Source organism: Microbacterium salsuginis, assembly GCF_012524205.1.
Lineage (GTDB): Bacteria > Actinomycetota > Actinomycetes > Actinomycetales > Microbacteriaceae > Microbacterium > Microbacterium salsuginis.
Map to the genome: position 1 here is coordinate 287042 of NZ_JABACI010000005.1, position 14086 is coordinate 301127.

Here is a 14086-nt window from a genome sequence, read left to right on the forward strand (position 1 = left end):
TTACTGCTCTTCGCCGAGGATCGCGGTGACGCGGAATCGCCCGTCGGCGGCATCCGGTGCGTTCTGAAGCACCTGCGCCGGGGTGAGCAGATCGCCCACTTCGTCCGGCCGGAAGACGTTCTGCAGCGGGATCGGGTGGCTCGTGGCCGCCACGTCGGGCGTCGCGACCTCCGAGACCTTGGCGATGTTGTCGACGATGACGTCGAGCTGGCCGGTCAGGCGCTCGACCTCCTCGTCGCTGAGCTGGATCCGGGCGAGCACACCGAGGTGACGCACGAGATCGGGGGTGATTTCAGACACCACGACAGTCTATTCGGACCGCGAGGCACCTCCGGGGGCGCGGGGCTCCCGGCGTAGGCTTGGCGCGTGACGACCTACGACCCGCCGCGCCCCTGGATCGCCAGCTACGCCGAGGGGGTGCCCGCGGATCTGTCGCCCGTCACGGGCTCCCTGGTCGACATCGTCGAGGCATCGGCGCGCGACTATCCCGATGCCGCCGCCCTGCAGTTCTTCGGACGCACGACGTCGTACCGGTCGCTCCACGAGCAGATCGAGCGGGCCGCGGCGGGTCTGCGTGACCGGGGTGTGCGCGCCGGAGACCCGGTGGCCATCGTTCTTCCGAACTGCCCGCAGCACATCGTCGCCTTCTACGCCGTCCTGCGACTGGGCGCGGTGGTCATCGAGCACAACCCGCTCTACACGCCGCGGGAACTGCGCAAGCAATTCGAGGATCACGGCGCGAAGCACGCGATCGTGTGGAGCAAGGTCGTGAGGTCCGTGCAGGACTTCCCCGCCGATCTCGCGGTCTCGACGATCATCACCGTCGACATCACCACGGCGATGCCCTTCCGCACACGCGCGGCGCTGCGCCTGCCCATCGCCAAGGCCCGCGAGGCCCGTGCCGCCCTGACCGAACGCGTGACCGGCGCAGTCCCCTGGGAGGTCGTCGTCGGATCCGACCCGCTGCCGCAGACTCACCCGAAGCCCTCGACGGACGATCTCGCGCTCATCCAGTACACCAGCGGCACGACCGGCAGCCCGAAGGGCGCGTCGCTGACGCACCGCAACCTCCTGTCCAACGCGGCGCAGGCGCGCGCGTGGGTGCCCTCGATCGTGCGCGGCGACGGATGCGTCGTGTATGCCGTGCTGCCGATGTTCCACGCCTACGGCCTCACGCTGTGCCTCACGTTCGCGATGTCGATGGGCGCCCGCCTCGTGCTCTTCCCACGTTTCGACCCCGACATGGTGCTGGACGTGACGAAGAAGCATCCGGCGACGTTCCTCCCGCTCGTTCCGCCGATCGCCGATCGGCTGCTGAAGGCTGCACGGGAGAAGGGCATCTCGCTCGCCGGCACCCAGGTGGCGATCTCGGGAGCGATGGCCCTTCCGCACGAGTTGGTCGTGCCGTTCGAGGAGGCCTCTGGCGGATACCTGGTCGAGGGCTACGGCCTGAGCGAGTGCTCGCCGGTGCTGATGGCGAACCCCGTCGCCGACAACCGCGTGCCCGGCACGGTGGGGCTGCCCTTGCCGGGCACCGAGTGCCGCGTGGTCGACCCCGACGACCCGACTCAGGATGTCGCTCCCGGCGACCGCGGCGAACTCTTGGTCCGCGGTCCCCAGGTCTTCAGCGGGTACTACGGCAAGCCCGAAGAGACCGAGGCCGTGTTCGCCGACGGGTGGTTCCGCACGGGTGACATCGTCACGATCGACGACGCCGGCTTCGTGCGCATCGTCGACCGGATCAAGGAGCTCATCATCACGGGCGGCTTCAACGTCGCGCCCACCGAGGTGGAGAACGCGCTGCGACAGCACCCGATGGTCGAGGATGTCGCTGTCGTGGGGCTGCCCAGCGATCACTCCGGTGAGGAGGTCGTCGCGGCGATCGTGTGCGCCCCGGACGCCGGCGACGTCGATGTCGAGGCGGTCCGCGAGTTCGCCCGCGGCATCCTGACGCCGTACAAGGTGCCGCGTCGAGTCTTCGTGGTCGACGAACTGCCCAAATCGCTGATCGGCAAGGTGCTGCGCCGTCAGGTGCGAGACCGTCTGCTGGCGCTCACGACGGGTTCGTAGGCCTCTCCCGCTCCTCGGGGTCGGCGCCCCGCGCGGCGCGGCCGCCGTCGACCGGCACGACGGCACCCGTGACGAAGGACGCCTCGTCGGAGAGCAGGAACGCGACGACCGTCGCCACCTCGCTCGCCTCACCGACGCGGCCCAGCGGTTGCAACGCGGTGATCGCGCCCTCGAACTCCACGCGCTCGCGTGCAGGCAGCGACGACAGATGGTCGTCATAGCGCTGCGTCCTGATCGATCCGAGAGCGACCGCGTTGGCTCGGATCCCATCCGCTCCGTAGTCGACCGCGAGCGAGCGCGTGAACCCCTCGAGCGCGGCCTTCGCGGTGGCGTACGCGATGCTTCCGCGCACCGGACGAACAGCCTGGTGAGAGCTGACGGCTACGATCGCACCAGGGGTCCCCGCGTTCAGGAAGGCCCGCACTGCGGCGGCCGATCCGTTCACAGCCGGCTCGAGGTTGGCCGAGATCGCGGCGCTCACCGCCCCGTCCTGGCGGGCGTCCAGCCAGAGATCCTCGAACACCGCCGCGTTGTTCACCCAGCCCGTCAGCAGGCCGAGACCCGCTGCCTTCCGGACCGCGTCATCGAGCGCGCGTGGGTCGCCGGCGTCGCCGATCACCTCGGCGAAGGCGTCTGACTCGGCGCGCCCGGTCGAACGACGGTCGATCGCCACGACGCCCTCACCGCGAGCCAGGAGCACGTCGACGATCGCGGACCCGATGCCGCCTGCCGCACCGGTCACCACAGTGAACCGTCGCGTCATCTCGTCACTCCGCCGCCGGTTCGAGCGCCGCGGGGCCCTGCGTCACGAGGAGGTGGAACTGGGCTGCGTCGAGGATCCGGATGCCGAGCTCTTCGGCCTTGGCGAGCTTCGAGCCCGCGCCGGGCCCCGCCGCGACGAAGTCCGTCTTCTTCGAGACGCTCGAGGCGGCCTTTCCACCCGCGTTGAGGATCGCCTCCTGCGCGCCTTCGCGCGTGTAGCCGTCGAGGGATCCGGTGGCGACGATCGTGAGGCCGTCCAGCACTCCCCCACCTGCCGCCGCCGCTCCGGGGCCGGGGTGGCCGGGCGTCGTCAGCTGAGCTCCGGCGGCGACCCATCGGTCGACGATCTCGCGATGCCAGTCGATCTCGAACCAGTCCGTGAGCGAGTCCGCGATGATCCCGCCGACCCCCTCGACCCCGGCGAGCTCGTCGCGCGTGGCCGCACGGATCGCGTCGACCGACCCGAACCACTGCGCCAGCGCTCGCGCGGCGACCGGGCCGACGTGCCGGATGTTCAGCGCGACGAGGAACCGCCACAGCTCCTTCGTCTTGGCGCGCTCGAGCTGGTCGAGCAGCGTGAGCGCCTGGGCCGAGGGCTGCGGTCCGGTCGCCCCCGCCTTCTTCTCGGCAGCACTGGGGTTGCGGCGGAAGGGAGCCCGACGCACGACTTCACCGGTCTTGGCGTCGACGCGCGGCTCGCCGGTCTCGGCATCGCGCACCACCACCTCGATGGGCACGAGCTGATCCAGGGTCAGTTCGAACAGCGCCGCCTCCGTCTCGAGCGGCGGCGTCTCAGGCACCGATGGCTGCGTCAGCGCCGCCGCGGTGACCTCGCCGAGCGCCTCGATGTCGAGCGCGCCCCGCGAGCCGATGTGCTCGACGCGTCCTCTCACCTGCGCGGGGCACGCCCGCGTGTTGGGACAGCGGAGGTCGATGTCGCCCTCTTTCGCGGGTGCGAGCCGCGATCCGCATTCGGGGCAGTCGGCCGGCATCACGAACTCGCGCTCGGTGCCGTCGCGCAGTTCGACGACGGGACCGAGGATCTCGGGGATGACGTCTCCGGCCTTTCGCAGCACCACCGTGTCGCCGATGAGCACACCCTTGGCGCGCACGACGTCCTGGTTGTGCAGGGTCGCCTGGCGCACGACCGAGCCGGCCACCCGCGCGGGCGCCATGACGGCGAACGGTGTGGCCCGACCGGTGCGGCCGACCGACACCACGATGTCGAGGAGCTTCGTGTTGACCTGCTCGGGCGGGTATTTGTAGGCGATCGCCCACCGCGGGGCGCGACTGGTCGCGCCGAGCTCGTCGTGCAGCTCGAGCTCGTCGACCTTGACCACGATCCCGTCGAGCTCGTGCTCGACGGCGTGCCGGTGCTCGCCGTAGTACTCGACGAAGCCCAGCACGCCGTCGATGTCGTCGAAGGTGCGGAAGTACGGACTCGTCGGCAGTCCCCACTCGGCGAGCAGCGCGTAGATCTCACTCTGCGACGACACCGGCGGGCGCCCCCACGCCCCGATCCCGTGGACGAACAGCCGCAGCGAATCCAGCCGCGCCTGACCTGCCTCGCGCTCGAGGCCGTCCTTCTTGTCCAGCTGCTGGCGCAGTCCGCCTGACGCCGCATTGCGAGGATTCGCGAACGACGGGAACCGGCGTTCGGCGCTCACACGCGCCTTCGCCTCGTCGAAGCCGCGGGCACGCGACCGCGCGTCTTCGACGACACGGTCGCGCATGTCGGCCTGCAGAGCGTTGAGCTTCTCGAACGCCGCGACCGGGATGAACACCTCGCCTCGCACCTCGACGAGATCCGGATGCCCGGTGCCCGACAGGCGCTGCGGGATGCCTGCCACGCGGATCGCGTTGGTGGTGACGTCCTCGCCGATCCGCCCGTCACCGCGCGTCGCGGCCGACGTCAGGATCCCGCGCTCGTACCTGAGGCTGATCGCCAGGCCATCGATCTTGAGCTCGGTGAGCCATCGCACCTCACGGCCGGCGGACGCACGCGCCTTGAGGCACCAGTCGCGCAGCTCGTCGGCGCTGAAGACGTTGTCGAGGCTCAGCATGCGCTCGGCGTGCTCGACGGGTGCGAACATCGAGCTCTCGGCCGCGCCGACGGTCTGGGTCGGCGAATCCTGGCCCTGCAGTTCGGGGTGCAGCCGCTCGAGCTCTTCGAGACGGTGCATCCACGAGTCGTAAGTGGCATCGTCGACGATCTCGGCGTCGCGCCCGTAGTAGGCGTCTCGCGCGCCGATGATGCGCTCGATCAGCTGCTGGGATTCGGCACGCGCGCCCTCGAGACCGGGGTCGGCGGGAAGTGGGGCATCCGTCACCCCGTCAGTCTAGAAGCGGGCTCCGACGTGCGCAGGGCCGGACTCACCCGGCCCGCATCACGCGTCGACGGGAACCGCCGAGACGGTCCGGTCGATCGTGAACTGGCCGATCACGCGCGTGCCGTCATAGAGCACAGCGGTCTGCCCCGGTGCGACGCCGTCGAACGGGGACTCGGGCACGACCGTGAGCAGTCCGTCCTCGAGCCGCGCCGCCGCGGGGACTGGGTCGGCGTGGGCACGGATCTGCACATGGCACGCGAAGGCCGTCGCCCGAGGGGCACGGCCTGCCCACGTGAAGCGCTCCCCCGCGATCTCGGCCGTGGCCAGAGCCTCCTTCGGCCCGACCACCACCGTGTTCGACACCGGACGCACCTCGAGGACGAATCGAGGCTTGCCGTCGGGTGCCGGCACGCCGAGCGACAATCCACGTCGCTGGCCGACGGTGAAGGCGTGCGCGCCCTCGTGCGTCCCGACGACCGATCCGGAACGGTCGACGACGTCGCCCTGCATCGCGCCGACCTTCTCGGCGAGCCACCCGCGCGTATCGCCGTCGGGGATGAAGCAGATGTCGTGGCTGTCCGGCTTCTGCGCGACCGTGAGCCCACGGGCCTCGGCCTCGGCGCGCACGAGCGCCTTGGACGGTGTCGCACCGAGCGGGAAGTACGTGTGCCGCAGCTGCTCGGCCGTCAGAACGCCGAGCACGTAGGACTGGTCCTTCGCGGCATCCGACGCCCGATGCAGCTCCAGCCCGTCGGGCCCGTCGATGAGCGTCGCGTAGTGGCCGGTGCAGACGGCGTCGAAGCCGAGTTCGAGCGCGCGCTCGAGGAGCGCCGCGAACTTGATCTTCTCGTTGCAGCGCATGCACGGGTTCGGAGTCCGGCCGGCCTGGTACTCGGCGATGAAGTCCTCGATGACGTCGTCGCGGAACCGCTCCGAGAAGTCCCACACGTAGAAGGGGATCCCGAGGCGATCCGCCGCGCGCCGGGCATCCATCGCGTCCTCGATCGTGCAGCATCCGCGGCTGCCGGTGCGCAGGGTCCCGCCGGCGCGTGACAGCGCGAGGTGCACGCCGACGACGTCGTGCCCCGCCTCGACGGCACGCGCGGCCGCGACGGCCGAGTCGACACCACCGCTCATGGCCGCAAGGATCCGCATGGGTCCAGTCTACGAACCGCCGGCTGGACGCGGGCCGGACGCCGCTCGCGCGCGTTCGACGGCTTCGGGGAGAGCCGCGAGCACCGCGGCGATGTCGTCGTCGGCGCTGGTGCGCCCGAGGGTGAACCGCAGCACCTGCCGGGCCTCGGCATCCGTCCTTCCCATCGCAGTGACGACGTGCGAGGGCTCGGGGATCCCCGCCTGGCACGCCGACCCCGTGGAGACCGCGACTCCCGCCCTGTCGAGCAGGAACAGCAGCGTCTCGCCCGACGCGCCGGGAAAGAGCACGTGCGCGTTGCCGGGCACGCGCTCCACGGGATCACCGAGGAGCTGCGCGCCTGGGACGCTGTTCCGGATGCCGTCCACCAGGCGGTCGCGAAGCCCTGCGAGCCGCCGCGCCTCGTCCTCGCGCTCGGCCTCGGCCAGCTCGGCAGCCACCGCGAACGCGGCGGCGCCTGCGACATCCTGCGTCCCTGCACGGAGCCCGCGCTGCTGACCGCCGCCGTGCACGAGCGCCGCCAGCTTCGCCGTGCGCGAGACCACGAGGGCGCCGACGCCGACGGGACCGCCGACCTTGTGCGCCGAGACGCTCAGCGCCGCCAGGCCGCCCCTCGAAGGGCCGGTGCCGCGCCAGCGCTGGAAGGCCACGGGCACGTGCCCGAAAGCGGCCACCGCATCCAGGTGCAACGGCACGCCGGCATCGGCCGCGGCCGCCGAGAGCCCTGCCGCGTCGTTGACCGTGCCCACCTCGTTGTTGGCCACCAGTGCCGTGGCGAGAGCGGCGCCCGGAAGCGCCGACGCGAACGCGTCCAGGCCGATGCGGCCGTGGGTGTCGAGCGGCACGGCGCGCACCTCGGCGCCCTCGCCCACGAGCCACTGGACCGCATCGATCGTGGCGTGATGCTCGCCGTCCGGAAGGACGATCGCGTCCGCACCCGGCTCGCGACCCCACCACAGGCCCTTGACCGCCAGGTTCACCGCCTCAGTGCCGCCCGAGGTGAAGACCACCTCGATCGCATCGCAATCCAGCACGGCCGCGAGCCGCTCACGGGACTCCTCGAGGAGTCGTCGCGCGTGCTGGCCGGGACCGTGGATCGATGACGCGTTGCCGAGAGCCTCCGCGGCCTCGAGCCACGCGGCACGAGCCTCCGGCCGCAGCGGCGTGGTCGCGGCGTGGTCGAGATAGACCGTCATCCGTCGTTCCTCCTCGATCATCGCCGCGTCGGGTGACCGGCGACGGCTGGGCCGCGGCTGAGTCGGAGTGCCGCCGCGCCCGGAACCGAGTCCCGTAACGCCCGCGACTCACACCATGGTTATGGTAGTCCGCATGGTCAGCCAGGACCCCACCCTCGCGATCGCACCCGACGACATGCTCAGTGCGCGGTTCGACGACCTCGGCGTGACGCTCGGGGCAGACGCCGCCACGCTGCGCGTGTGGTCGGGAGCGGCCGAATCCGTCGAGCTCGTGGTCTTCGACGACACGGACCTCGACTGGATCACCGGCACCGTGCCACTCGCGCCCGCAGGCGGCGGCGTCTGGACCGCGACGACGCCGCTGCTGCGCCCCGGCACCCGCTACGCCGTGCGGGTGGACGGACCACAGGCTCCCGGCAACACGTTCAATCGCGGGACGCTTCTGCTCGAGCCCTACTCGCGCGGCCTCGTCCGTACCGGCTACAACGGCTGGCGATCCGTCGTGGTCGAGGGCTCCTTCGATTGGGGCGGGGTCGGCAGACCCGCGGTGCCGATGGATCGCACCGTGCTGTACGAAGGGCATCTCAAGGGACTGTCCAAACGGCATCCGGACGTCCCCGGCGCCCTCCGCGGCACGTACGCGGGACTGGCCCACCCCGCGATGGTCGAGCACTTCCTCCGTCTCGGAGTGACGAGCATCCAACTCCTCCCCGTGCAGGCGTTCGCAACCGAGCCGCGACTCCTGCAGCACGGCCTGACGAACTACTGGGGCTACAACACGCTCAACTTCTTCACGCCCCACCCCGAATACGCCACCGAGGACGCACGCAGGCAAGGCCCCGAAGCGATTCTCCGTGAGTTCAAGGGCATGGTCCGGCTGCTCCACGAGGCGGGGCTGGAGGTCATCCTCGACGTCGTCTACAACCACACGGCCGAAGAGGGCATCGGCGGTCCGCGCTCGAGCCTTCGAGGCATCGACAACCGCGCCTATTACCGCCAGGACGACGACGGCGCGTACATCGACGTCACGGGCTGCGGCAACTCCCTCAACACGTCGACGGATGCTGCGGCCCGTCTCGTGCTCGATTCGCTGCGCTACTGGGCCGAGGAGGTGCAGATCGACGGCTTCCGCTTCGATCTGGCCGCGACCCTCGGACGCGACGCGGAGCACACCTTCACCCCCGAGCACCCGCTGCTGCGGGCGATCATCGACGATCCGGCCCTGGCCGACGTGAAGAAGATCGCCGAGCCGTGGGACGTCGGGATGGGCGGCTGGCAGACCGGCAACTTCGGAGACGGCTGGGCGGAGTGGAACGATCGCTACCGGGATCGTGTCCGCAACTTCTGGCTGAGCGACGTCGACTACGCGCGCCGCGCGTCGACCTCGCCGGTCGGCATCGGAGGCCTGGCTCACCGCCTGGCAGGGTCCGCCAACACGTTCAGCGCCGAGCGCGGGCCGTTGGCAGGAGTCAATTTCGTCACCGCCCACGACGGATTCACCCTGCGCGACCTCGTGAGCTACGACGTCAAGCACAATCTCGGCAACGGCGAGCACAATCGCGACGGCGCCGACACGAACCGCTCGTTCAACCACGGCGCCGAGGGGCCCACCGACGACGAGTCGATCCTGGCGACTCGGCGAAAGGCGATGCGCAATCTGCTCGGCACCCTGCTGCTGTCCGCAGGCGTGCCGATGCTCACCGCCGGCGACGAGTTCGGCAGGACCCAGCGCGGAAACAACAACGCGTACTGCCACGACTCCGCCCTCACCTGGCTCTCGTGGCAGCATGCGCCGTGGCAGCGGGATCTTCAGGCTCACGTGCAGCGACTTCTCCAGTTGCGGCGTGAGAACCCGGCGCTGCGTCCGGTTCGGTTCGCGCGGTGGGGCGAGCACACCCCGTCCGCGTCCGTGATGGAGTGGTACGACGAGCACGGCGAGACGATGTCGATCGATCGGTGGACGGATCCCTCCCACCGCACGCTGCAATACGTGGCGGCCTCCACTCCCGAGTTCGAGGAGTCCAATCGGGTGCTGCTCATGATCCACGGCACGGAGCGGCCGATCGAGGTGACGCTCCCCCGCATCGACGATGCGGCGCGCTTCGTACCGCTGTGGTCGAGCGCGGACGAAGTGGCGGCGGAGGGCGGCTCGCCCCTCGGCCCCGGAGACGCCGTGACCCTTCCCGGCACCTCCATGCGCCTCTTCCGAGTGGAGTGACCGAGGTCGCGACCGGACGCGCCGCCCTGCCCCTCGCCTGTCGTCTCGCTCCGCCGCACGGTAGGTTCGAGACGTGGTCACGACGACGCGCTCCGCGCGCTCCCGCCCATGGCGGAGCGCCTCGGCCATCCCTGTTCGCGACGCCCGCCCTCCGCTGACCGAGCCCCCGACGACGTCGCGACGAATTCCTCTGGCCCAGCCGGCGCCATCCGTCCCATGGGGCGACTTCCGCCCGAAGGCCTTCTCGGGGGAGGCTGTGCCGTTCCGGGTCACGGCGTTCCGTGAGGGCCACGACCGCATCGGCGTCCAGGTGCGGCTGTTCGCGCCGTCCGGTGACGAGTCGCTTCATCGCCTCCGTCCGCTTCTGGACGGGTGGGACCGATGGCAGACCGAAGTCGCGGTACTCGAGGAGGGGACGTGGCGGTTCCGGTTCGAGGCGTTCGGCGACGACTTCGCCACGTGGCAGCATGCTGCCGACGTCAAGATCGCCGCGGGGGTGGATGCCGGCCTCATGCGCGAGCTCGGCGCACGTCTGTTCGACACCGCCGTCGCTGACAAGGCGCGGCCGTCCGCCGAGCGTCGTACCCTCACGGCGGCCGCCGGCACGTTGCGAGACGCGTCGGTGGACGATCAAGGCGCGCTCGAGGTCGTGCGGGATCCGGCCCTGGCGGAGCTCTTCCGTGTGCGCCCCGCCATGACGCTCGTCACGGTCGGCGACGAGCACGAGCTGCTCGTCGAGCGGGAACGTGCCGGCGTCGGCGCATGGTACGAGCTGTTCCCCCGTTCGGAGGGCGCCCGGCGCATGAAGGACGGCTCCGTCAAAAGCGGGACCTTCCGCACGGCGATGAAGCGACTGCCCGACGTCGCGGCGATGGGTTTCGACGTCGTCTACCTGCCGCCGATCCACCCGATCGGTCAGACCAACCGCAAGGGGCGCAACAACACCCTCGAGGCCGTCCCCGGAGATCCCGGTTCCCCGTATGCGATCGGCGCGCCGGCGGGCGGACATGACGCCATCCATCCGGATCTGGGCACACCGGCGGACTTCCGGGCGTTCGTCCGCGCCGCCGAGCGCGAGGGCATGGAGGTCGCACTCGACCTGGCGCTGCAGGCCTCACCGGATCATCCCTGGGTCACCGAGCATCCGGACTGGTTCACGGTGCTCCCGGACGGCACGATCGCCTATGCCGAGAACCCGCCGAAGAAGTACCAGGACATCTTTCCGGTCAACTTCGACACCGACCCTGACGGCATCTACGCCGAGGTCCTCCGGATCGTGCGTCACTGGGTCGCGCAGGGCGTGAAGATCTTCCGGGTCGACAACCCGCACACCAAGCCGCTGCAGTTCTGGGAATGGCTGATCGCCACGGTGAACGCGGAGAGTCCCGAAGTGATCTTCCTCTCGGAGGCCTTCACCCGCCCCGCCGTCATGCAGAGCCTCGCCGCCGTCGGCTTCCAGCAGAGCTACTCCTACTTCACGTGGCGCAACACCAAGGCCGAGCTCGAGGAGTTCCTCACGTCGATCGCGCACGAGACCGCGGACTACATGCGACCCAATCTCTTCGTGAACACCCACGACATCCTCACGGAGTACCTGCAGTACGGCGGGCGCGCGGCATACCGGATCCGTGCCGCCATCGCGGCCACTGCCGCGCCCACCTACGGGGTCTACGCCGGATACGAGCTGTTCGAGAACGTGGCGCGGCCCGGTTCGGAAGAGAACATCGACAACGAGAAGTACGAGTACAAGTTCCGCGACTGGGCGGGAGCGATCGAACGCGGCGACTCCCTCGCCCCGTTCCTGACCAGGCTCAACGAGATCCGCCGCGCGCACCCGGCGCTTCGACAGCTCCGCGACCTCAGCATCCACTGGAGTGATGACGATGCGATCCTGGTCTACTCCAAGCACCTGGACGGCGCGCTGTCACCCGACGGCCGGAACGACACGATCATCGTCGTCGTCAACACCGACGCACACTCGGTCCGCCAGACGATGGTCCACCTCGACACGCGCGTGTGGGGAATCGACCCCGGCGAGCCGTTCGAGGTCGAAGACCTCATCACCGGGGCCCGCTGGACGTGGTCCGACCACAACTACGTGATGCTCGACGCGTTCACCGAGCCCGTCCACATCCTCCACGTGAAGGAGCCGCGATGACACCGATCGAGCAGATACTGGATGCCGTCGCGGCGGGTTCGCATCACGATCCCCACGCCGTGCTGGGGATGCATCCCGGTACGGATGCCGAGGGCACCACCACCTGGACCATCCGGGCGCGCCGCCCACTGGCGCGCAGCGTGACGGCGGTGTTCGAGGACGGTACCCGCGTGCCCCTCGAGCACGTGCGCGACGGAATCTGGGAGGGGACCCGCGCCGGTTCGCCCGACCGATACGAACTGGTCGCGAGCTACCCGGACGGCCCCGACTACACCGCCGACGATCCCTATCGGCACACGCCCACGATCGGCGAGCTCGACCTGCATCTGATCGGCGAGGGGCGGCACGAGGAGCTCTGGCGCGTGCTCGGGGCACACGTGCGCGAGCACGACGGCTCGCACGGCACGGCCTTCACGGTGTGGGCGCCCAATGCCCGCGCGGTGCGCGTCGTCGGCGACTTCAACGGCTGGGACGGCCAGGGCCACGCGATGCGCTCCATGGGCGGCAGCGGCGTGTGGGAGCTGTTCGTCCCCGGCATCGGCGAAGGAACACGCTACAAGTTCGAGCTGCTGAGCAGGCGCGGGCAATGGGTCGTGAAGGCCGATCCGATGGCCAGGTATGCCGAATTGCCGCCGGCGACGGCATCCGTCGTCATGCAGTCGTCATACACGTGGCGCGACGGGGCCTGGCTGTCGGAGCGCGCACGCACCGCCCCGGTGTCGCAGCCCATGTCGGTCTACGAACTGCACCTCGGATCGTGGCGCCAGGGACTCTCGTACCGCGATGCCGCGGAGGAGCTGATCGACTACGTCGCCGCCCAGGGATTCACCCATGTCGAGTTCCTGCCGCTGGCCGAGCACCCGTTCGGCGGCTCGTGGGGCTATCAGGTCACGGGGTACTACGCGCCGACCAGCCGGTTCGGCCATCCGGACGATCTCCGATACCTGATCGACCGGCTGCACCAGGCCGGCATCGGCGTGATCATGGACTGGGTGCCCGGCCATTTCCCCAAGGACGACTTCGCTCTCGCGCGCTTCGACGGCGAGCCACTGTACGAGCATCCCGATCCGCGACGCGGCGAGCACCGCGACTGGGGCACCTACATCTTCGACTACGGCCGCAACGAGGTGCGCAACTTCCTCGTCGCCAATGCCCTGTACTGGTTCGAGGAGTTCCACGTCGACGGTCTGCGCGTGGACGCTGTGGCGTCGATGCTGTACCTCGACTACTCGCGCGAGGACGGCGAATGGGTGCCGAACGTCCACGGCGGCCGCGAGAACCTCGAGGCCATCCGGTTCCTCCAGGAGGTGAACGCGACGGCCTACAAGCGCTACCCGGGCATCGCGATGATCGCCGAGGAGTCGACCAGCTTCCCGGGCGTGACGGCGCCGACGAGCCAGGCCGGGCTCGGGTTCGGCTTCAAGTGGAACATGGGCTGGATGAACGACTCGCTGCAGTACATCGCGAGGGACCCCATCCACCGCTCGCACCACGAAGGCGAGATGTCGTTCTCATTCGTGTACGCGTTCAGCGAGAACTTCGTGCTCCCCATCAGCCACGACGAGGTCGTCCACGGCAAGGGCAGCCTGTTCGCACGCATGCCCGGCGACCACTGGCAGAAGCTCGCGAACATGCGCGCGTTCCTGGCCTATATGTGGGGTCATCCCGGCAAGCAGCTGCTGTTCATGGGCCAGGAGTTCGGGCAGCTCTCGGAGTGGTCCGAGGGGCGCTCGCTCGACTGGTGGCTGCTCGACCAGCCCTCCCACGCCCAGCTGCGCGATTTCGTCGCCGTGCTCAACCGCGTCTACCGCGAGCACTCGGCGTTGTGGGCGAGAGACGGCGACGGCGCGGCGTTCTCGCGCCTGGGCGCTCCCCGGTGGAACCCGAACGTGATCGCGTTCGCCCGCCGCGATTGGAACGGCAACGCGGTCGTCGTCGCTGCGAACTTCTCCGGGTCGCCCGTCACCTCGTACGAGCTGGACCTGCCCGAGGCCGGGGTGTGGCACGAGATCCTCAACACCGACGCGCAGGAGTACGGCGGCTCAGGGGTCGGCAACCTCGGTGTGGTTCACGCCGCGGAGAGCGGGCGGGCCTCGCTCGTCCTTCCGCCGCTGGGCGTGCTGTGGCTGCGGCATGACCCGCAGGCGCACATTCCGTCGCCTTCACGGGGCTGACGGGGCCCCGGCCGATTCGCCTCCG

At 70.0% G+C, this 14086-nt stretch carries 9 protein-coding genes; 4 read left to right on the top strand and 5 right to left on the bottom strand.

Going from position 1 to position 14086, the window contains the following annotated elements; genetic code table 11:
- Positions 1–300 carry an Asp-tRNA(Asn)/Glu-tRNA(Gln) amidotransferase subunit GatC gene (gene gatC / locus HF576_RS17430; protein ID WP_168914101.1) on the bottom strand — a complete coding sequence of 100 codons (300 nt, stop codon included), beginning with the start codon at positions 298–300 and terminating at the stop codon, positions 1–3.
- 66 nt (positions 301–366) lie between these two features.
- Here gatC and HF576_RS17435 point away from each other — a divergent pair, with 66 nt between their 5' ends.
- Complete coding sequence (locus HF576_RS17435) at positions 367–2070, top strand: long-chain-fatty-acid--CoA ligase (protein WP_168914102.1); 1704 nt, start codon at positions 367–369, stop codon at positions 2068–2070.
- Here HF576_RS17435 and HF576_RS17440 read toward each other — a convergent pair.
- From HF576_RS17440 to HF576_RS17455, 4 genes are read right to left on the bottom strand one after another with little or no spacing between them, the layout of a single operon-like run.
- Positions 2054–2833 carry an SDR family NAD(P)-dependent oxidoreductase gene (locus tag HF576_RS17440; RefSeq protein WP_168914103.1) on the bottom strand — a complete coding sequence of 260 codons (780 nt, stop codon included), beginning with the start codon at positions 2831–2833 and terminating at the stop codon, positions 2054–2056. The two genes, HF576_RS17435 and HF576_RS17440, sit on opposite strands and share 17 nt — an antisense overlap.
- A gap of 4 nt (positions 2834–2837) precedes the next feature.
- Positions 2838–5162, bottom strand: coding sequence for an NAD-dependent DNA ligase LigA (gene ligA / locus HF576_RS17445; protein WP_168914104.1), 2325 nt, complete (start codon positions 5160–5162; stop codon positions 2838–2840).
- 57 nt (positions 5163–5219) lie between these two features.
- On the bottom strand, positions 5220–6317 hold the full coding sequence (gene mnmA, locus HF576_RS17450) for a tRNA 2-thiouridine(34) synthase MnmA (protein ID WP_168914105.1): 1098 nt from the start codon (positions 6315–6317) through the stop codon (positions 5220–5222).
- Positions 6318–6326: 9 nt separating this feature from the next.
- Positions 6327–7511 (bottom strand): cysteine desulfurase family protein, encoded by a 1185-nt coding sequence (locus HF576_RS17455; RefSeq protein ID WP_168914106.1) that lies wholly within the window; start codon positions 7509–7511, stop codon positions 6327–6329.
- 133 nt (positions 7512–7644) lie between these two features.
- On the opposite strand from HF576_RS17455, the gene glgX reads away from it, so the two are divergent.
- From glgX to glgB, 3 genes are all read left to right on the top strand, one after another.
- Positions 7645–9729: a glycogen debranching protein GlgX gene (glgX, locus tag HF576_RS17460; protein WP_168914107.1), complete on the top strand. Its 2085-nt coding sequence runs from the start codon at positions 7645–7647 to the stop codon at positions 9727–9729.
- A gap of 73 nt (positions 9730–9802) precedes the next feature.
- Entirely contained in the window at positions 9803–11887 is a 2085-nt protein-coding gene (locus tag HF576_RS17465; RefSeq protein WP_168914108.1) for a maltotransferase domain-containing protein, read from the top strand.
- A complete protein-coding gene (gene glgB / locus HF576_RS17470; protein WP_168914109.1) occupies positions 11884–14061 on the top strand; it encodes a 1,4-alpha-glucan branching protein GlgB in 2178 nt (725 codons plus the stop codon). The genes HF576_RS17465 and glgB overlap by 4 nt, the downstream gene beginning before the upstream one ends.
- Positions 14062–14086: the final 25 nt, after the last annotated feature.

Bases quoted from the DNA above. Each gene is read 5' to 3' on its own strand.
- glgB (WP_168914109.1), top strand. From the start codon at position 11,884: ATGACACCGATCGAGCAGATACTGGATGCCGTCGCGGCGGGTTCGCAT.
- mnmA (WP_168914105.1), bottom strand. From the start codon at position 6,317: ATGCGGATCCTTGCGGCCATGAGCGGTGGTGTCGACTCGGCCGTCGCG.
- HF576_RS17455 (WP_168914106.1), bottom strand. From the start codon at position 7,511: ATGACGGTCTATCTCGACCACGCCGCGACCACGCCGCTGCGGCCGGAG.
- HF576_RS17440 (WP_168914103.1), bottom strand. From the start codon at position 2,833: ATGACGCGACGGTTCACTGTGGTGACCGGTGCGGCAGGCGGCATCGGG.
- glgX (WP_168914107.1), top strand. From the start codon at position 7,645: ATGGTCAGCCAGGACCCCACCCTCGCGATCGCACCCGACGACATGCTC.